This is a genomic window from Burkholderia sp. 10_S31 (assembly GCF_056930375.1).
In genome coordinates this window covers 2,661,279-2,679,466 of sequence record NZ_JBXOWK010000001.1, presented here as the reverse complement: position 1 = coordinate 2,679,466, position 18,188 = coordinate 2,661,279, and the positions used below count along the sequence as shown (strand labels likewise).

16 protein-coding genes are annotated in these 18,188 nt (G+C 61.8%); 15 read left to right on the top strand and 1 reads right to left on the bottom strand.

The annotated features are described in order from the left end of the window. From AC1Z3W_RS11995 to AC1Z3W_RS11925, 15 genes are all read left to right on the top strand, one after another. Complete coding sequence (locus AC1Z3W_RS11995) at positions 1-1,311, top strand: acetoin dehydrogenase dihydrolipoyllysine-residue acetyltransferase subunit (protein ID WP_124474557.1); 1,311 nt, start codon at positions 1-3, stop codon at positions 1,309-1,311. Positions 1,312-1,323: 12 nt separating this feature from the next. Beyond that, on the top strand, positions 1,324-2,067 hold the full coding sequence (locus tag AC1Z3W_RS11990; protein ID WP_062885853.1) for an SDR family NAD(P)-dependent oxidoreductase: 744 nt from the start codon (positions 1,324-1,326) through the stop codon (positions 2,065-2,067). A gap of 160 nt (positions 2,068-2,227) precedes the next feature. Further along, positions 2,228-2,644, top strand: a complete 417-nt coding sequence (locus AC1Z3W_RS11985) for a transcriptional regulator GutM (RefSeq protein ID WP_124832848.1) — start codon at positions 2,228-2,230, stop codon at positions 2,642-2,644. Between the two features lie 83 nt (positions 2,645-2,727). Further along, the gene (srlA, locus tag AC1Z3W_RS11980) at positions 2,728-3,282 is read left to right on the top strand and encodes a PTS glucitol/sorbitol transporter subunit IIC (protein ID WP_062885851.1); all 555 of its coding nucleotides are present in this window, start codon (positions 2,728-2,730) and stop codon (positions 3,280-3,282) included. A gap of 44 nt (positions 3,283-3,326) precedes the next feature. Further along, a complete protein-coding gene (gene srlE, locus AC1Z3W_RS11975) occupies positions 3,327-4,343 on the top strand; it encodes a PTS glucitol/sorbitol transporter subunit IIB (RefSeq protein ID WP_124660015.1) in 1,017 nt (338 codons plus the stop codon). Positions 4,344-4,362: 19 nt separating this feature from the next. After that, positions 4,363-4,740, top strand: coding sequence for a PTS glucitol/sorbitol transporter subunit IIA (locus AC1Z3W_RS11970; RefSeq protein ID WP_124832847.1), 378 nt, complete (start codon positions 4,363-4,365; stop codon positions 4,738-4,740). Positions 4,741-4,791: 51 nt separating this feature from the next. Then, positions 4,792-6,768 (top strand): phosphoenolpyruvate--protein phosphotransferase, encoded by a 1,977-nt coding sequence (gene ptsP / locus AC1Z3W_RS11965; RefSeq protein ID WP_483507651.1) that lies wholly within the window; start codon positions 4,792-4,794, stop codon positions 6,766-6,768. 907 nt (positions 6,769-7,675) lie between these two features. After that, positions 7,676-9,070, top strand: a complete 1,395-nt coding sequence (locus AC1Z3W_RS11960; protein WP_176015409.1) for an APC family permease — start codon at positions 7,676-7,678, stop codon at positions 9,068-9,070. Positions 9,071-9,274: 204 nt separating this feature from the next. After that, positions 9,275-10,414, top strand: a complete 1,140-nt coding sequence (locus AC1Z3W_RS11955) for an MFS transporter (protein ID WP_483507650.1) — start codon at positions 9,275-9,277, stop codon at positions 10,412-10,414. 160 nt (positions 10,415-10,574) lie between these two features. Further along, on the top strand, positions 10,575-11,561 hold the full coding sequence (locus tag AC1Z3W_RS11950; RefSeq protein ID WP_124551119.1) for a threonine ammonia-lyase: 987 nt from the start codon (positions 10,575-10,577) through the stop codon (positions 11,559-11,561). A gap of 49 nt (positions 11,562-11,610) precedes the next feature. Continuing rightward, positions 11,611-12,678, top strand: coding sequence for a DUF4392 domain-containing protein (locus AC1Z3W_RS11945; RefSeq protein ID WP_124551118.1), 1,068 nt, complete (start codon positions 11,611-11,613; stop codon positions 12,676-12,678). Continuing rightward, on the top strand, positions 12,675-13,148 hold the full coding sequence (locus AC1Z3W_RS11940; protein WP_124660020.1) for a RidA family protein: 474 nt from the start codon (positions 12,675-12,677) through the stop codon (positions 13,146-13,148). Before AC1Z3W_RS11945 ends, AC1Z3W_RS11940 begins: the two co-directional genes overlap by 4 nt. 63 nt (positions 13,149-13,211) lie before the next feature. After that, complete coding sequence (locus tag AC1Z3W_RS11935; RefSeq protein ID WP_124551116.1) at positions 13,212-14,105, top strand: LysR family transcriptional regulator; 894 nt, start codon at positions 13,212-13,214, stop codon at positions 14,103-14,105. Positions 14,106-14,404: 299 nt separating this feature from the next. Continuing rightward, complete coding sequence (gene lipA, locus AC1Z3W_RS11930; RefSeq protein WP_226127291.1) at positions 14,405-15,394, top strand: lipoyl synthase; 990 nt, start codon at positions 14,405-14,407, stop codon at positions 15,392-15,394. 237 nt (positions 15,395-15,631) lie between these two features. After that, complete coding sequence (locus tag AC1Z3W_RS11925) at positions 15,632-17,089, top strand: APC family permease (protein WP_483507649.1); 1,458 nt, start codon at positions 15,632-15,634, stop codon at positions 17,087-17,089. A 72-nt stretch (positions 17,090-17,161) separates the two neighbouring features. Here the strand turns inward: AC1Z3W_RS11925 and AC1Z3W_RS11920 are convergent, their stop codons facing one another. Next, on the bottom strand, positions 17,162-18,055 hold the full coding sequence (locus tag AC1Z3W_RS11920; RefSeq protein ID WP_175761044.1) for a LysR family transcriptional regulator: 894 nt from the start codon (positions 18,053-18,055) through the stop codon (positions 17,162-17,164). Positions 18,056-18,188 lie beyond the last annotated feature (133 nt).

Here is an 18,188-nt window from a genome sequence, read left to right as displayed (position 1 = left end):
ATGGCGACCGAAGTGATCCTTCCCCGCGTCGACATGGACATGACCGAGGGCACGATTACCGCCTGGTATGTCAAGGACGGCGACACGATCAGGCAGGGCGAGCCGATCTTCGACATCGAGACCAGCAAGGCCACGATGGAAGTGGAGGCCCCGGCGAGTGGCACGGTCCGGCAGATTACCGCCAGCGTCGGCGATACGGTCCCCGTCGGAACCGTGATCGCATGGATCTATGCCAATGGCGAGACCGTCATCGAGCAGGACGCCGGCACAACCGCATCAGGCGTTGCCGAGCTTGACGCCGAGGCTGAACCCTCGGTCCATCGTCGCGCGGACGTCGCAGCCGCGGCATCGTCGGGCCATATCGGCGATAGCCGGATTCGTGCAACGCCCGCCGCTCGTCGGGCTGCTCGCGAAAGCGAAATCGACCTGGGCAGCCTGCAAGGATCCGGTCCGCATGGCCGGATCGTCGAGAATGACGTGCGCGCCGTCGCCGTCGGCAACGGTGGTTCACGTGAAGTGCCGGCCGGCGCGAGCCGGCAAGGCGCGCTCAATCGGGTCTGGCTGCAGCGCGGCGGTCCGGCGACGCTGGTGCTTCTGCATGGATTCGGGGCCGAGGCGAACAGCTGGCGCCCGTTCTTCAATGCATTGCGCGACGCCGGCCTTGCCAAGAATCTCGGTGTCCTGTCGATCGATTTGCCCGGACATGGAAAATCGCCGGCTGACGCTGCCGCATCACTGGAGAAAATCGTCGACGCGATCGGCGCTACGCTGGCGGCCGAAGATGTCGCAAACTGCCATCTCGTCGGGCATTCTTTCGGCGCGGCTGTCGCGATCGCGTTGAGCGCGTCGCGCCAGGTGCGTGTGTCGTCGTTGACGCTGGCCGCACCGGCCGGGCTGGGTACCGAATGCAACGGTGCGTTCTTGCGCGGGCTGACGCAAGCTGCTGATCGAACCAGTCTTACGCCATGGCTGCGGGAATTGGTCGCGCGTCCCGGTGTGATCGACGAAGCGTTCATCGCGACGGCGGAGCAGCAATTGTCGAGTGAGGCAAAACGTGTGACGCTTGCGTCAATCGCGGAGACGTTCTTTCCGGGCGGCCGGCAGAAGATCGATCTGCGAGAAGCCATCGCGTCGCTGACGATGCCTGTTCGCGTCGTCTGGGGGGCGTCGGATAAGATCATTCCGATTACGCACGCGAACGGCCTGCCTGGCCGGATTGCGCAGCACCGCTTCGCAGACGTCGGTCATTTGCCGCACGTCGAAGCGCTGGCTGATGTGGTCGGTATCGTCGGCGAGCAACTGTCACGGTAGGCGGAGCCATTCATGAACCTGGAGCTTGACGGCAAGATCGCGCTGGTTACGGGGCTATCGTCCCCCGTCGGCGACGAGGTGGTCCGTGCGTTGCGTACCGCCGGCGCAACGGTGCTTACGCAGCGGGCACGCGTTCTCGAACTGGTGGGTGAAACGGGAGACGGTCAAGCCAATGTCGACAGTACGCCGGCGGAAATCTTCACGGCGCGACGTGCGGTTGAACTGGTTGAACGGACCGTGCTTGAATTCGGGAGACTCGATATCGTCGTCCATAACGGCTGCGCGCGCCTGGATGCGGGAAACGATCTCGAGATTCACGAACGAGAGATCGATCACGCGTACGCCGAGTGCGTCAAGGCTGCGTTTTACATCGCCCATGCCGCAGCTTTGCAGTATCGGCGAGTCAAGCGAGGCGTGATCGTCAATATCGCGCCAACTGCCGAAGCGGATTCCTGGTGCGTGCCGTGGCAGAGCGCCTGTGCCGCGGCGCTCTGTCAGCTGTCCCAAGCAATGGGGCAACGATTGAAAGGTGACGGGATCCGTGTCAATGCCGTCTGTCCAACGGTACCCTCATATGACGAGTTTCGCCGCGCCTCACATGGTGTGACGCTGCAGCCGACCCCGCTGCCGTCGATCCCGAGGCGAGATGACGGCATGTCCGCCGCAGTGCGTGCCGCTCTATTCCTGGCTTCGGAGGCGTCACACTACATTTCGGGTCTCGTGTTCCCGATTGAGGTCAATTCGGGTTTTTGTTAGAAGAATCGTTGCTGCGGGCTTCGTGTCGCGTTTTCCCGTATTTACCTGAAAATGAACAATTGTATTATTGCGATAAACATTTGTTCAAAATGGCGGCGCGAAATAACCGCCGGATTCGTCTCGTTTGTTAAAGCAGTTCGTGCGAGGCAGGAGACATGCAATGGAACTCGTTCGGTTCGGTTTACTGGCATTGGCTGTTACGTGGGCGCTGCAGCTCATCGCCGGGTGGGCCCATATGCGCTACTACCGGGACACGCTCAGAAAGACTGCGCGAACGTGGGGCGACGGCTTTCTCGGCGTGGGGACGTTCAAGCCGCGGATCGGGCGCGGCGCAGTTGCGATCGTTGTCATCGGTGACGATTGCATTGTCAGACAAGTATTGGCCATGTCTGGACTGACGGTGTTCGCTCGTTTCGAGGCGCTTTCCGGATTCAATGGCGGGTCGATCGGCGAGTTTCAACACAATTTGGAGTCCTTGTCGCTTGCACCTCGTCTTAGGCACGCGCTTCACAACGCACTCGACATGGCTTGCAGAACCGCGAACGCTAACCGTCCTATCGGTGTCGTGATTGAGTAGACGAACACCGTACGGCACGCAGGTCGCAGCACTGTTTTGATTGACGCATCTGTCGCACATCACAACTTCATCAGGAGACAACCATGAATCCGCTGGATTTTCTTACTCATGCCGCCGAGGCATTTATCGGTGTATTCAACGCAGGCGGAAAGACGTTCGTCGGCTTTGTTACAGGTATTTTGCCGACACTGATCGTGCTGCTCACCGCGGTCTACACGATCATCGCGCTGGTGGGCGAGCAGCGGATTCAGGGATTGGCTCGTTTCCTTTCGAAGAACATCGTGACGCGATATTCGCTGTTGCCGTTGCTCGCGATGTTCTTTCTGACCAATCCGATGGCCTACACGTTCGGCGTCTTCCTTGAAGAGCGTCACAAACCCGCGTTCTACGATTCCGCAGTGTCCTTGTGTCACCCGATTACGGGCTTGTTTCCGCACTGCAATCCGGGCGAGCTTTTCGTCTGGCTTGGTGTGGCAGCAGGTATCACGAAGCTCGCTGAAACCCATGCCGCACCGTTTTCATTGCCGAAACTCGCGCTCTTCTACCTGGGCGTCGGCCTTTTCGTCAATCTCCTGAAAGGGGTGCTGACCGAAGCGATCACCCGCATGATCGCGAAGCGCGAAGGTCTGACGCTCTGAACTCGACACGATAAAACACGAGAAATCATCTGGAGGAGAAGGAAATGGATGCGCGTACGTACAAGGCGGTTGAGGTTCGAAAGGGGGCCAACGGCTGGGGCGGTCCACTCGTCATCGCACCGACGGTGGAGCGCAACAAGATCGTAGCCGTGACCGGGGGAGATATTCCGAAGGTGGCACAGCGGTTGGCCGATCTGACCGGAGCAACGGTTGTGGACGGCTTTCGCAATCCGCCGCTCGAATCGGAAATCGCGGCTGTCGTCATCGATTGTGGGGGAACCGCACGGTGCGGCGTATATCCGCGAAAGCGCATCCCGACCATCAATCTGAGTCCGGTCGGGCAGTCGGGCCCGCTTGCGCAGTTCATTACCGAGGATATCTACGTGTCCGGCGTCGAATTGAACAGCTTGCGGTCCGTCGACGACGACGCGTCGAACGTCGACGCGCATCGCGCCGCCTTGACGAACGGCGACACATCACCCGCCGCAACGCCGTCGCCGGCGCAACCGCGAACCGGGGCAAGCCACGGCGGCTTCGTTGGGATGATCACGTCGGTTGGCCGCGGCATGGGCGGCGTCGTGAATGTGCTGTTCACGAGTGGGCGCAAGTCGATCGATACTGTCATTCGCAACGTGCTGCCTTTCATGGCGTTCGTGACGATGCTGATCGGCGTGATCAATTCGACCGGGGTGGGGACCGGGCTCGCTCATCTGCTTTCGCCGCTGGCCGGTAATATTGTCGGGCTCGTGATCCTGTCGGCGATCTGCGGTCTTCCGTTCCTGTCGCCCGTACTCGGACCGGGTGCCGTGATCGCGCAGGTCATCGGCGCGGCAATCATCGGGCCGGCCATCGGCAATGGCACGATTCCGCCGCATATGGCGCTGCCGGCGCTATTCGCGTATGACACCCAGGTCGGTTGTGATTTCGTGCCAGTCGGGATGGCACTCGGCGAAGCGAAACCGGAGACGATTCGCGTCGGCGTGCCGGCCGTACTGATCAGTCGACAGATCATGGGGCCGATCTCGGTGTTGATCGCCTGGGTGGTCAGTTTTGCTCTATAAAAACATCTTGAGGTCACGCATGCATTACTACAAGACAATCATTTCCAGTATCGGCGAAGAGGTGGAGTCCCTTCTCGAAGGTGGCGTGCTGATTTTGTATTCGGATGGAGCGCCTCCCGAACTGGCAGAGGTATCGGTCCTTCACCGCGTAGAGCAGGCGCACAGCCAGGCGCCGCGTATCGGTTCCGTGCTGCGCATCGGCGAAATTTCCGCGGTCGTGACCGCCGTGGGACCGACGGCCTGGAACAAGGTGAGCGAACTGGGCCATGTCGTCATCACGTTCAATGGAGCCCATTCGGCAGAGCGCCCCGGCGAGATCTGCGCATCGACGGTCGATTGTGAACGGCTCTTCAAGAGCATGCAGAAAGGGACCGTCATCGAGATCGTTGACGCCTGAATCGCGCCGACGTCAATCGTCGTCACCCACGGAATACGAAAAGGCATCGTCATGTTGGAAACTCAGGTTGTTGTCAAGGTACACGAGGGTCTGCACGCACGCCCCGCGACTCAATTCGCCAAGCTTGCGAAGGAGTTCAATAGCGCGCTGAAAATCGGGAGAGGTGATGCATGGGCGGACGCGAAGAGCGCTGTGAAGCTCATGTTGCTAGGTGTGAAGCAGGACGAGCAGATACTTCTCCGAGCGGACGGCGAAGATGAATGCGAGGCGCTCGACAGGTTGACGCAATTTCTGTCGAATGTCAGCGCAATCGTGCAGGGCGCCACCGCGCCGGACGGCCATCAAGGGTCCGACGGCTCAGCGACGGCTCCGCGAGCGTTCGAGCACACGGGCGCGGCGCGATCCGCTGACGATGCCGATTCTTCGGGCGCATTGATAGGTGTTCCGGCGAGTGAAGGCCTGGCGTTCGGCAGTGCGCTCGCGTATGTTCGTGACGAGCTCGTGGTCGATCGCCAGTTCGTGTCGGAACACGAGGTAACAGACGAGGCCGCGCGATTCACCGCGACGCTCGAGTCCACTTTGGCTGCGATGCTCGAGCCGGGCGACGGGACGATGGGAAACGAGATCATCGAGGCGATCGCCGATGTCGCAAGGAGCGACGACTATGCGGGCACGATTCGCGAGCTCATCGCAACGCGGTGGAGCGCGGCGGCGGCTACGCTGAAATGCGGGCAGGATCTGGCGTTCGCGTTCGAATCGATGACGGACGAGTACCTTCGCAGCCGCGCCGACGACATTCGCGGCCTGACACGCGAGATCGTGGCCGTGCTTCTTGGCAAGCAGCAGAAGTCGCTGCGGGAACTGGAGGTGCCGAGCATTATCCTTGCCGAAGAACTGTCCGCGCCGGATCTCGCGCGCGCGAACCTCGCCAATATCCTCGGAATCGTCTGCACATCCGGCAGCGCGACGTCTCATGTTGCGATCATCGCACGCTCGCATGGCATTCCGGCAGTTCTGGGTCTGCCGATCGACAAGGACAGACTGCGATCGGTCGCACGTGTATCGATTGACGGTACGACCGGGGAGGTCTGGCTCGACCATTCCGACGCGCATGAAAAGGAACTGTCGCGCCGTATCGACGCGCAGCGCGAACAGCAATCGGCGCTCCTTGCTTACCGGGACGTCGAGCCCTCCACGCGCGACGGACGCAAGATACTGATCGCCGCGAACATGGGTTCTCTGTCGGAACTCGACTCGGCCCTGCAAGCCGGCGCGATGGGCGTGGGACTATTCCGTACCGAGCTTTTGTTCATGGACCATCAGCGCGTGCCTACGGAGGACGAGCAATACGAAGTTTATGCCACGCTCGCACAGCGCTTTCACCCGTGGCCTGTCATCATTCGGACGCTCGATGCTGGCGGCGACAAGCCGCTGCCGGGCATTCGCTTCCCGAAGGAGGAGAATCCATTTCTGGGGTGGCGAGGCATCCGGATGTGTCTCGACTGCCCCGAAGTGTTCGAGCCGCAACTGCGGGCGCTACTGCGTGCCGCTGCCCACGGAAACATCTGCGTGATGCTGCCAATGGTCGACGATGTCGACGAGGTTCGCCGCACGAAGGCGATCATCGAGCGCATCGCTGTGGAACTGACCGAAGCGGGGGTGCCGTTTGCGGTTCCGAAGCTCGGCATCATGATCGAGACGCCGGCTGCGGTTCTCACGGCCGATCTGCTGGCGCAGGAAGTCGAATTCTTCTCGATCGGCACCAACGACCTCACGCAATACATCATGGCCGTCGATCGCATGAATCCCAGCCTTGCCTCGCTCTACAGGACCGAGCACCCGGCTGTCATTCAGGCGATCAAGATGGTATGCGACGCGGCGAAGCGGGCGCACATCAGTGTCGGCGTGTGCGGTGAAGCTGCGTCACGGCCAAACATGATTCCGGTGTTCGTGAACCTCGGGGTCGACGAACTCAGTATGAGCCCCAACTCGGTACTGCGCGCAAAGAAACTCGTGACGGAAATCTGATTTCCGATCGGGAAACGACAGAGGCGTGGCATCGACGATCCACAAGATTCGTATTTGCCACTGCTTCGCGGGCCCGGTTTGATACACGGAGGGGCGGGCGACCTGTCTCGCCGCGCAGGTATCCGGTCTTGTCGGGCTATTTCACTATGCCTCCCGAGCTGCTTACCGGCCGACATCGCGCGATTCGAGGAGGCGATTTTGCCGGATGGAACTGCCGTCCGGTCTTCTCGAACACGCGCAGCCTTCACACCCGAAAGCCGTTCGAGCTTTCCCCAAAATTGCTTGGTTTCCTTCCACGGCTCGTCCAGTCGGGCGTCTGCATCAAGTACGCGTGATGAACCGCGAGGTGAAACGTCAGGCCGCACCCACCTGCAGCGAGGCTGCTCGTCGCGCTGAATCGGTTTTGCAGCGTCCGGCGCGTGCGGTCTCACCCCAGCTGCGTTTCACCCAGGCATACCGGGCGATGTCCGCGTGATCCCTGATCATCATTTGCCTTGTATTACCTGCCGGACGGCTGCTATCGCTACAGCCCTGTCTGACATTGGGTGACGGCATGCGTAACAGATTCGCGGCGATTGCGACGAACGGCGTGGCCAAGTTTCGGACGCAGGGCAGGCCTACTGTCGCACTGATAAATTTTGGCGATCAGTGCAAATCGCGAATCGCAATTGGACCGCTTCAATTTGGAGGTGGACGATCGTTTCACTTGCCGTGAACAAAAAGCTTCTAGAGGCGAAATCGTGAGACAAATGTAGCGAAATAAACCGACAAATACCAGTCGTTGCTGCATTTCCAGGTGTTTTCGTACGGCGAAGATTCACATAATGACGGAGGTGGGACGGAGATGGAGATGAACATGCAAGAGATTCGCATAAGCGAATCTGCACCCAAAAAGTTGTCCGGAAACATGGGGCCGATCGGCCTGGCGCTGATGGTGCTCGCGTTCTCGGCACCTTTGACAACGGTATCCGGTTACATCCCGTTCGCGCTGATGTTCGGAGGCGTCAGCAGTCCGATCCTGTTCGTCGTCGTCACGATCGTTCTGCTGTTCTTTTCCGTCGGCTACGTGACGCTCAACAACATCGTCAAGCGCCCGGGCGACTTCTACGCGTTCGTCAGTTTCGGCATCGGGAAGTCGACTGGCCTCGGTTCAGGCATCCTCGCGGCGGTGTCGTATTTTCTGCTGCTCGCCGGGGTGACGTCGTTCTTCGGCGTGTCCTGTTCCGATCTCCTTCATGAAACGACTGGTGCCGTGCTCCCGTGGTACATCCCGACGATCGCATGCTGGATGGCGTGCGGGATCCTCAGCTACCTGCATGTCGAGTTGTCGGCGAAGGTGCTGACGTGGATCATGCTGCTCGAGATCGCGGTATGTCTCATCTTCTCGTTCTTCGTGCTGGCGAAGGGCGGGGCGGCGGACATCTCGGCAACCGCGCCGTTTGCGCCGAGCCAGCTGTCGAAGAGCGCGAGCGTGCCGTTCTCGGTGCTGTTCATCGTCGGTTTCTTCATGGGATTCGAGGCGACCGCGCTGTTCCGGGATGAAGTCCGGATGCCCGACCGGACGATTCCGGTAGCCACGTATGGTGCGGTCATCTTCATCGGCGTCGTCTATACCATTTGTGCGTATGCGCTGATCATGGCCTATGGGTCGCATGTCCAGGACATCGCTACCAAGACCCCTGCCGCAATGTTTCCCGACGCATTCTCGAAGTTCGTCAGCGGCCGTCTCCATGTCGTGATCTCGCTGCTGGTGCTGACGTCGGCGTTCGCATCGGCGCTGTCCACGCAGAACGTGCTGGCCCGCTACATGCACAACCTCGGCACCGACGGCGCGCTGCCGCGATTCCTCGGCAAGGTTCATCCGAAGCACGAGTCGCCCTATCTCGCGTCGATCACGGTGTCGGTGATGGTGCTCTGCGTGCTGATCCCCTTCATCGCGATGGGCGCCAAGCCCGATCTGCTGTACGGGCAACTCTCCGGAGTCGGTACGTCGGGGATCGTCGTTCTGATGGCCATCGTCAGCATCTCGTCGCTGGTATGGTACGGCCGGAGCGGCAGGCACCAGGGCGTCAGCTTCTTCAAGTCGGCGGTCGCGCCCGCCATTTCGTCGGTGTTCTTCATCGCGCTCGTCGTGCTGATCGCGCAGCACTTCGATGTTCTGGCAGGTGGCGATCCGGGGCAGTACGTGTGGATGTTCTATTGCCTGATTGGTGTGCTGCTCGTCGGCATCGCACTGGCGCAATACTTCAAGTACCTGCGCCCGGAAATTTTCGAAAGACTCGGCCGCAGCCACAAGGACTGAATCGTTGAACGACCGGGGCGGACACGTTCTGCCTCATCCCGGGTCGTTTCTCCTTTGATCCCGAGCAATTTCGGGATCTTTTTTTATTTTCCGGCTCGTTGCATCAGATGCGCCCGGCTGCCAGTCACGGCCGGTGCGGAAACGTCACGACCGGATCATCCGTTCATCCAGAAGATGTCCGATTTGTCGGACGCATCCCAAACCATGGTCGTCGAGACTGCAAGCGAAAACAACAAACGGGCTGCAACACGCGCATCATTCTTTCTCGCTGGAATAAGCGTCGCGACGTGGGCGCCGCTGGTGCCGTATGCGAAGGCGCGGCTTGACGTCGACGAAGCGAAATTCGGCTTCCTGCTGCTGTTCCTGGGAATCGGCGCCGTCGGATGCATGCCGCTCTGTCAGCGCGCGGTCGAGCGATTCGGTTGCCGCAAGGTCATCGGCGCGGGCGCCGCGATGATCTGCGCATCGCTTCCGCTCCTGGCGACGCTGTCCGGCATGCCAGCGATGGCGATCACGCTGTTGATCTTCGGCGCCGGCCTGGGATTCGTCGACGTCGCGATGAATATCCAGGCCACGCTCATCGAGCGGCAAAGCGGCGAGCAACTCATGTCCGGCTTCCACGCCCTGTTCAGCGTCGGCGGAATCGCGGGCTCGCTGGTCGGCGGATCACTGCTGTCGGCCGGCGCGAATCCGCTTGGGGTAGCGGGTGCGATGGTCGCCGTCATCGCCGTGCTCATGTTTCGCTACGCGCGATACCTGGAGTCGGCAGGGCCCGGCGAGCGCACGGCGTCGGCGTTGATCCTGCCGCAGGGGATCGTGGTCCTGATGGGCGCCATTGCAATCGGATGCTTTCTCGTCGAAGGCGCGATGCTCGACTGGAGCGCATTGTTTCTGACATCCGTGAAGTCTTACGCGCAGGATCGCGCAGGCTTCGGCTATACCGCGTTCGCGATGACGATGGCGATCGGTCGACTCTTCGGCGACATGTTGATTACCCGGTTCGGCTCGCGCACGGTGATCGTCTCGGGCGGGACCCTCGGCGCAGTCGGGATGTGCATCGCGATTGCTTCGCCGTCGGGCATGGGCGCGATCGTCGGGTTTGCCGTATGCGGAGCCGGGTGCGCGAACATCGTACCTATCCTGTTTGCCGCTGCCGGGCGGCAAACGGCCATGGATCCATCCGCCGCGATTTCATCGATCACGACATTGGGCTATGGCGGCAATCTGGTCGGACCGGCGATTGTCGGCTTCTTCGCGCATGCGATCGGTCTGCATCTAGCATTTGCGTTGCTCGCCGGGTTGCTGCTGCTCGCCGCGTTCGGCGGCCGGAAGATCGAGTCGTGACGTATGCGCGCCGCGAATGAGTCGCGGCACGCGATCGAACGTCAGGCATGCGTTGTCGATTGATTACGAATTTCGATCAGCGAGCATTTTTGTTCTTCATTGGATTGAATCGGTCCAGGTTGATGTAATGCGCTGACGTCTTTCATCGTGAGCGAATGCCATGACCGATCTCTCATCCGGCGATTTCTCGGTCGCCGACATCGAAGCCGCCTCCGTGCGCATCCTGCCGTTCGTCGTGCGAACGCCTCTGCTCGAGAGCGAGGCGCTCAACCGTGCGGCGGGCGCCCGTGTACTCGTCAAGGCGGAAAGCCTTCAGAAGACGGGGTCCTTCAAGTTCCGGGGCGCATGCAATCGCGTGCTGCAAATTCCGGCAGCCCTGCGGCCGCGCGGCGTTGTCGCCTTCTCGTCGGGAAATCACGCGCTGGCGATCTCGGCGGTTTGCGCGCGGTTCGGCATGCCGGCCACGATCATCATGCCGGCGGACGCACCAAAGGCAAAAATCGAAGGCGCGCGGGCCTACGGTGCGACCGTGCGTCTCTATGACCGACAAACGGACGACCGGGAAGCAATCGGCCGGGATATCGCGGAGCGCACCGGCGCGGTGACCGTTCCCCCCTACGACGATCGCCAGGTGATGGCCGGCCAGGGCACCGTCGGTCTCGAGATCGTGCAGCAGACGCAAGCCATCTCCGTGGTCCCGGATGTGGTGCTTGCGGCAGCCAGCGGCGGCGGGCTGGTCGCCGGGGTCGCGACAGCGATCAACGCGTACTGCCGGCAAGCGCGCATCTACGCTGTCGAGCCGAAGGGGTTCGACGATCACGCACGATCGCTGGCGAAGGGCGAGCAGGTCGCCAATGCCGCGGGCACCAGATCCATCTGTGATTCGCTGCAGGTCGCGTCTCCCGGCAAGCTGACGTTTCCGGTCAACAAGCGGCTTCTGGCCGGGAGTCTCGTCGTCGACGATGACGAGGTGCGTCGGGCGATGCGAGCGGCGTTCGAGACGCTGAAGCTCGTCGTGGAACCCGGTGGCGCGGTGCCGCTCGCGGCGGTCCTTGCCGGCAAGCTCGACGTAGCCGGAAAGACCGTCGTGCTGGTGCTGAGCGGCGGTAACGTGGACCACGACGTGTTCGTCAGTGCGCTGGTTTGATCATCCCGCACGTCTACCCAGAGCGCATTCCTGCCAGGAGGCAATTGCCATGCTGCAGCCAGACAGCAAACAGTATCGACGCGTCGCGCACACGATCGACGCATTCATGACGCTCGACTACACGGGCGTCGGACTGATCGGCAACATCTACGCGGCGCTGCAGAAGCGGCAACCCGGCTTCGCATGCATGGGCGCGGCCGAACGAATCGTCGAGGCGGTAAGGCGACAAGGGGGGCCGGTGCTCATCGCCACGGGATTCCCGGAGGGCGGCGGTGCGCCCGAAACCGATGGACCGGTGGGCGCCGCGCTGATGGCACGCGCATTCTTCCTGGGCCTGGGGGTGCCGACCGTCATCGTGATCGACGAGGACTGGGAGGAGATGATGGTGCAGACCTGCCGAGGCGCGGGGCTGGCGCCGATGCCGTTCCCGGACAATGGCGTGGTCAAAGGAATCGAGTACCTGCGGCCCGTCTACATCCGGACCGTCCCCAAGGACAAGGAAGGCAGTCATCGCGTGTCGGACGACCTGCTCGAGCGCACCCGGCCCAGCGTGATGATTTCGATCGAGCGCCCTGGTTGCAATGCGCTGGGGCTCTACCACGGCTTGGGCGGTCGTCCGCTCGACGGGCTCGTCGCCGATCTCGACTACCTGTTTTATCAGGGCAAGGCGCGCGGCATCCTGCATATCGGCGTGGGCGACGGCGGGAACGAACTCGGCATGGGTGTCATTGCGGCCGATCTGCCCGCGTTTTCGCCGAAGGCTGCGTCGACCGGCGTTGCGGGGCGTGGCGGCGTGGCGGCGGTCAATGCGGCCGATCACCTGGTCGTCGCGAACGTATCGAACTGGGGCGCGACGGGCATCATCGCGGCGCTTTCGGCGCTGCTGGAGAACCCTGTCGTGTTTCACGATCCCGAACTCGAGATCCGCTGCATCGAATGCTGTGTCAATTCGGGAGGCGTGGACGGCATGTTCATGGCGCCCGAGCCTGCCGTGGACGGCATCAGTGCGCTCGAATGGGAGGGATTGCTTCGTACACTTCGCGCAAGTGTTCGACGCACGCTTGGGGACTCGATCAACTGGCAGGGCGAACGCGGCGACTGGAGGCAACTGAAATGACGGAGAAAACCACGATCGATGCGCGCCTCGCCGAACTGGGCCTCGAACTGCCGCCGGCGAGCGTGCCGCGCGGCAGTTATCTGCCCGCGGTGCGGTCGGGGAACTACCTTCAGATAGCCGGGCAGGGCCCGCGTCTGGGCGGTGAGCTGCTGTATGCGGGAAAGGTCGGCACCGACCTCAGCGTGGAAGACGGGCAGCGTGCCGCTCGGCTCTGTGCACTGAATATCCTGAGCCACATCGGGCGCATGCTGGGCGGCGATTTTTCGCGCGTCGTCCGCATCGTTCGCGTGGCCGGCGTCGTGCAGTGCGATGCCGACTTTACCGAGCATGCGCAGGTGCTGAATGGCGCTTCCGATCTGTTCTACGCCGTGCTGGGCGAAGCGGGGCGGCATGCCCGCATCGCGACCGGCGCCAATTCCCTGCCGTCCGGCATGGCGGTGGAGGTGGAGGCGACCGTCGAAGTCGCTTGATGCCCGCATGCGCGGATTGCCGGGCGCGACGGAATCACCGCGGCACGAAACCTGAAGGAATCGATGATCAATCTGAGAAGCCTGGAAACCTTCTACTGGGTCGCAACGCTCAACAGCTTTCACAAGGCGGCGACCAAACTGCACACGACGCAGTCCGCGGTGTCGCACCGGATTTCCGGCCTGGAGGACGATCTGGGCGTGCTGCTGTTCGAGCGCGCGGCGCGTACCATCCGATTGACACCGCGCGGCCGGACGCTGCTGGAGTACGCAGAGCGGTTCCTCGCGCTTGAGTCCGAACTGATCGCGGCGATCGCGAGCCCTCGGACGCTGTGCGGCGTGGTTCGGCTGGGTGTCGCCGAAACGATCGTCCATATGTGGCTCACCGAGTTCATCGAGCGTGCGCATCGCGAACATCCGGGGATCGTCATTGACATCGTGGTCGACATCACGCCGACGCTTCGCGACGCGCTAAAGTCCGGCGAGATCGACATGGCGTTTCTGCTGGCCGGGCCCGTGGTGGATCCCGATTTCGTCGAAGTGCAGCTGTGCCGATATCCGGTCGACTTCCTCGTTTCCCCTGATCTCGATGTCGGCGACAGCCCGTTGACGCCGGACACCCTGGCGCGCTTCCCGATCATCACGCTGCCGAAGCGGACCCATCCGTACATCAGGCTGAGAGACGCCATTGCGACGCGGGACAAGCCGTCTCCGCGCATCTTCTCGAACGGGTCGCTGTCGACGATCGTGAAGATGGCGATCGACAGGATCGGCATCGCCGTGATGCCGGGTGCGGTCGCGCGGCGCGAAATCGAGACGGGAGTACTCGTCGTCAAGGAATCGACACTCGCGCTGGACGATTTCGTATTCAGCGCGGCGTACGCACGCGGGCTCGACGTACGCATCCACGAAATCCTGACCGGATTGGCCCACGACGCGGCCGCGTCGACGCGTCGCTAGACGCATGTTCCGACGTGCGACAACGCGTCGCGATTAATGGGGTTATATCAACGCGCAACCCGTTGCCTGACGAGGTTTGGAGATTTTTATCATCCTTTGGGTGGACGAGGGATGCACGTGTCATTTCTAGAATGAAATCAATTGCCGGCACACGCGATATCACCGTCCGGCTTGACGCGATGCGCACGTTGCGCGCCTTTCGACAGGGTTTCAGGGAAGCGCGGCATGGCGATCATTTCGACCGACAAACAGGCTGTTGACCACCGGTTTTCGCAAGAGCGCCGGACAGGAGGGCGCAAATGACCGATGCGAGCGAGAAGCGGGTGGCCTCGACAAACCCGGCGGTGCGCTACGACGCATCGGAAAAGCAGAAGGCGTACGCGAAGACGGCGCGCATTCCGATCAAGATCGTCCCGATCGAGCCGCTTCGCAAGCCACGATGGATCCGAGCCAAAGTCGCGACGCCCAACACGCGCTTTTTCGAGATCAAGACGATCCTGCGCGAGCACAACCTTCACACCGTGTGCGAGGAAGCGAGCTGCCCGAACATCGGCGAATGCTTCGGCAAGGGCACCGCGACGTTCATGATCATGGGCGACAAGTGCACGCGCCGATGCCCGTTCTGCGACGTCGGTCACGGCCGTCCCGATCCGCTCGACGCGGACGAACCGAAGAACCTCGCGCGCACGATCGCCGCGCTCAAGCTCAAGTACGTGGTGATCACGAGCGTGGACCGCGACGACCTGCGCGACGGCGGCGCGGCCCACTTCGTCGAGTGCATCCGCGAAGTGCGCGAGCAGTCGCCGGAAACGCGCATCGAGATCCTGACGCCGGACTTCCGCGGCCGTCTCGACCGCGCGATCTCGATCCTGAACGCCGCACCGCCCGACGTGATGAACCACAACCTCGAAACGGTGCCGCGCCTGTACAAGGAAGCGCGCCCGGGTTCGGACTACGCGCACTCGCTGAAGCTCTTGAAGGACTTCAAGGCGCAGCATCCGGATGTCGCGACGAAGTCGGGGCTGATGGTCGGCCTCGGTGAAACCGAAGAGGAAATCCTGCAGGTGATGCGCGACCTGCGCGCGCACGACGTCGACATGCTGACGATCGGCCAGTATCTGCAGCCGTCCGAGCATCACCTGCCGGTGCGAGCGTACGTGCATCCGGATACGTTCAAGATGTACGAGGAAGAGGCGTACAAGATGGGCTTCACGCACGCGGCGGTCGGCGCGATGGTGCGGTCGAGCTATCACGCGGATCTGCAGGCGCATGGGGCCGGCGTTGCGTGAGGGGCGAAGCCGGTGCGCGTGATAAAGCGCGGTTATCGAAAAACATCGCCAACGGCAATTGGACCCGATCAATTTGGCGGCCGAAGATGGCCGCGATACGAACCGGACTGAGTACCGTACCGGCCCGAAACCGATGAAGGGTGCCCGGACACATGAACGATCGCGGCGCGATGCAGCGATCGTTCGATCATGCTGACGATATGTTGGAGGCGTAAGGAGATGGAAATGGAGATGGAGATGAAACTGAATGTGGAAGACGTGCAGATAGAAGCGTCTCCGCAGAAGAAGCTGTCGGGCAGCATGGGGGCCGTCGGCCTGGCGCTCACCGTGCTGGCGTTCTCGGCGCCGTTGACGACCGTGTCGGGTTACATCCCGTTCGCGCTGATGTTCGGCGGAGTCGGCAGCCCCGTGATATTCGTACTGACGACGCTGGTATTGCTGCTGTTTTCCGTCGGCTATGTGACGCTCAACAATATCGTGAAGCGCCCGGGCGACTTCTATGCGTTCATCAGCTATGGCATCGGAAAGTCGACCGGCCTCGGCTCTGGCATACTCGCGGCGGTTTCGTACTTCCTGCTCCTCGCCGGCGTCACGTCGTTCTTCGGCGTCTCGTGCTCGGATCTCGTGCACGACATGACCGGCCTGGCGATTCCATGGTACTGGCCGACGCTCGCGTGCTGGCTGGTGGTCTCGATGCTGGGATATCTTCATGTCGAGCTGTCCGCGAAGGTGCTGACGTGGGTGATGATTCTCGAGATCGTCGTCTGTCTGGTATTTTCGTTCGGTGTGCTGGCAAAAGGCGGCGTGCCGGGTGTTTCCGCATCCGCTCCGTTCATGCCGAGCCAACTGGCGAACAGTACCAACGTGCCGTTCTGCATGCTGTTCACCGTGTCGTTCTTCATGGGGTTCGAGGCGACCGCCTTGTTTCGCGACGAGGTGAAGATGCCGGACCGGACGATTCCGCGTGCGACCTATGGTGCCGTCATCTTCATCGGCGTGATCTACACGCTGTGTGCGTATGCGATGATCATGGCTTACGGGCCGCAGGTTCAGTCGATCGCGGCCAAGACGCCCGCGGCGATGTTCCCTGACGCCTTCGCGAAATTCGTGAGCCCTGGCCTGCACCTGATCGTTTCGGTGCTGGTGATGACGTCGGCGTTCGCGGCGAGCCTGTCCACGCAGAACGTGCTTTCGCGCTATATGCACAACCTGGGCACGGACGGCGCGCTGCCCCGCTTCCTCGGAAAGGTGCACGCGAAGCACGAGTCTCCGTATCTTGCCTCGATGACCGTCTCGGTCATGGTGCTGTGCGTGCTGTTGCCGTTCATTCTGATGGGCGCCAAGCCCGATCTGCTTTACGGGCAGCTCTCCGGAGTCGGAACGTCGGGCATCATCATTCTGATGACCATCGTCAACATCTCGTCGCTGGTCTGGTACGTTCGCCGAGGCAGGCAACAGGGCGTGAGTTTCGCCAAGTCGTTTCTGGCACCGGCGATTTCGTCAGTATTCTTCATCGCGCTGGTTTATCTCGTGGCCGCACATTTCGACGTGCTTGCGGGCGGTGACCCCGGGCAGTACGTGTGGATGTTCTACTGCCTGATCGGTGTGCAGGTCGCGGGCATGGCACTTGCCCAATACTTCAAGCACCGGCGCCCCGAAGTCTTCGAATGCCTGGGGCGCAGCCAGAACGGTTGACGATGACGACAAGCCAGGACTCGCCGAGTCCTGGCTTTTTTGCGCTTGCGCCAAGCAAGCGCGGCGTGGCGCCTAGCGCCCTTCGTAATGCGCGGCGACGTTTTGCGCCAGCCCGGCAACGATCGCACTCAGCGGCATGTCGACGCGGCGAACGAAACTGGCGGTGAACGGCATCACCGGCATCTCGTGGCCGGTGTCGATTCGGAGCAGGCGGCCGCTGGCCAGATGTTCGGCCACGACGTGGTGTGGAATTGCCGCGATGCCGATGCCGTCGAGCGTCATCCGGACGATCGACGACAGCGACGAGTTGCCGAAGATTCTCACGTGATGCAGATGCGACCGATCGAACATCTCCTTTAGCTGCATGTACGGACGTGTCGATCTGGAGAACGTGATGATCGGCTGCCGCGCAAGATCGCTCAGCGTGAGGTGGGCCGTGTCGCATTCAAAATCCGACGAGACGATCCAGCTGATCGGATAGCTGCACAACGGCAGATTCTCCGCGTTGCTCGCGTTCACGGGGCCCATCAGGAGCGCGACGTCGATCGTGCCGTCGGCGAGCCCAGCGGTCAGGTTCGGCGTGGCGTCGACATTGACCTCGAGCGTGATCTGCGGGTATTCGACGCTGAGCCGCTTGAGCAGCGCGGACAGCCATGTGTGCACGATCGTGTCCGACGCGCCGAGCTGAACCGTCCCGCTCAGGGCCGTCCGGCCAGCGACGGCCTCGACCATTTCGGCGCTCAGCGAAATCATTTGTTCCGCGTAGACGAGCAGTTGCCTGCCCTTGATGGTCAGGAAGCAACCCCGCTTGTCTCGCTCGAACAGACGTCCCTTCAGTTGCTGTTCGAGTTGCGCGATGCGCGCGGATACAGCGGGCTGTGTCGTGTGCAACCTTTCCGCGGCACGGTGAAATCCCCCCAGCTGGGCGACGGCGTAAAAGGTCTCCAGGTTTCGAAGATCGATCATGTGGCGAACTCCACCCGCGTGGGGAAAAGCGATTCGATCGCGCGCATCCGAATGTCGACCGGCGATCGGACGAGGCGACACATATCCCCGGCGCGGGGAAGGTTCGATCGATCATAGCGACGAAGGGTGGGGT

Coding starts and splice junctions, on each gene's coding strand:
- AC1Z3W_RS11995 (WP_124474557.1), top strand. CDS start 1: ATGGCGACCGAAGTGATCCTTCCCCGCGTCGACATGGACATGACCGAG.
- AC1Z3W_RS11990 (WP_062885853.1), top strand. CDS start 1,324: ATGAACCTGGAGCTTGACGGCAAGATCGCGCTGGTTACGGGGCTATCG.
- AC1Z3W_RS11985 (WP_124832848.1), top strand. CDS start 2,228: ATGGAACTCGTTCGGTTCGGTTTACTGGCATTGGCTGTTACGTGGGCG.
- srlA (WP_062885851.1), top strand. CDS start 2,728: ATGAATCCGCTGGATTTTCTTACTCATGCCGCCGAGGCATTTATCGGT.
- srlE (WP_124660015.1), top strand. CDS start 3,327: ATGGATGCGCGTACGTACAAGGCGGTTGAGGTTCGAAAGGGGGCCAAC.
- AC1Z3W_RS11970 (WP_124832847.1), top strand. CDS start 4,363: ATGCATTACTACAAGACAATCATTTCCAGTATCGGCGAAGAGGTGGAG.
- ptsP (WP_483507651.1), top strand. CDS start 4,792: ATGTTGGAAACTCAGGTTGTTGTCAAGGTACACGAGGGTCTGCACGCA.
- AC1Z3W_RS11960 (WP_176015409.1), top strand. CDS start 7,676: ATGGGGCCGATCGGCCTGGCGCTGATGGTGCTCGCGTTCTCGGCACCT.
- AC1Z3W_RS11955 (WP_483507650.1), top strand. CDS start 9,275: ATGGTCGTCGAGACTGCAAGCGAAAACAACAAACGGGCTGCAACACGC.
- AC1Z3W_RS11950 (WP_124551119.1), top strand. CDS start 10,575: ATGACCGATCTCTCATCCGGCGATTTCTCGGTCGCCGACATCGAAGCC.
- AC1Z3W_RS11945 (WP_124551118.1), top strand. CDS start 11,611: ATGCTGCAGCCAGACAGCAAACAGTATCGACGCGTCGCGCACACGATC.
- AC1Z3W_RS11940 (WP_124660020.1), top strand. CDS start 12,675: ATGACGGAGAAAACCACGATCGATGCGCGCCTCGCCGAACTGGGCCTC.
- AC1Z3W_RS11935 (WP_124551116.1), top strand. CDS start 13,212: ATGATCAATCTGAGAAGCCTGGAAACCTTCTACTGGGTCGCAACGCTC.
- lipA (WP_226127291.1), top strand. CDS start 14,405: ATGACCGATGCGAGCGAGAAGCGGGTGGCCTCGACAAACCCGGCGGTG.
- AC1Z3W_RS11925 (WP_483507649.1), top strand. CDS start 15,632: ATGAAACTGAATGTGGAAGACGTGCAGATAGAAGCGTCTCCGCAGAAG.
- AC1Z3W_RS11920 (WP_175761044.1), bottom strand. CDS start 18,055: ATGATCGATCTTCGAAACCTGGAGACCTTTTACGCCGTCGCCCAGCTG.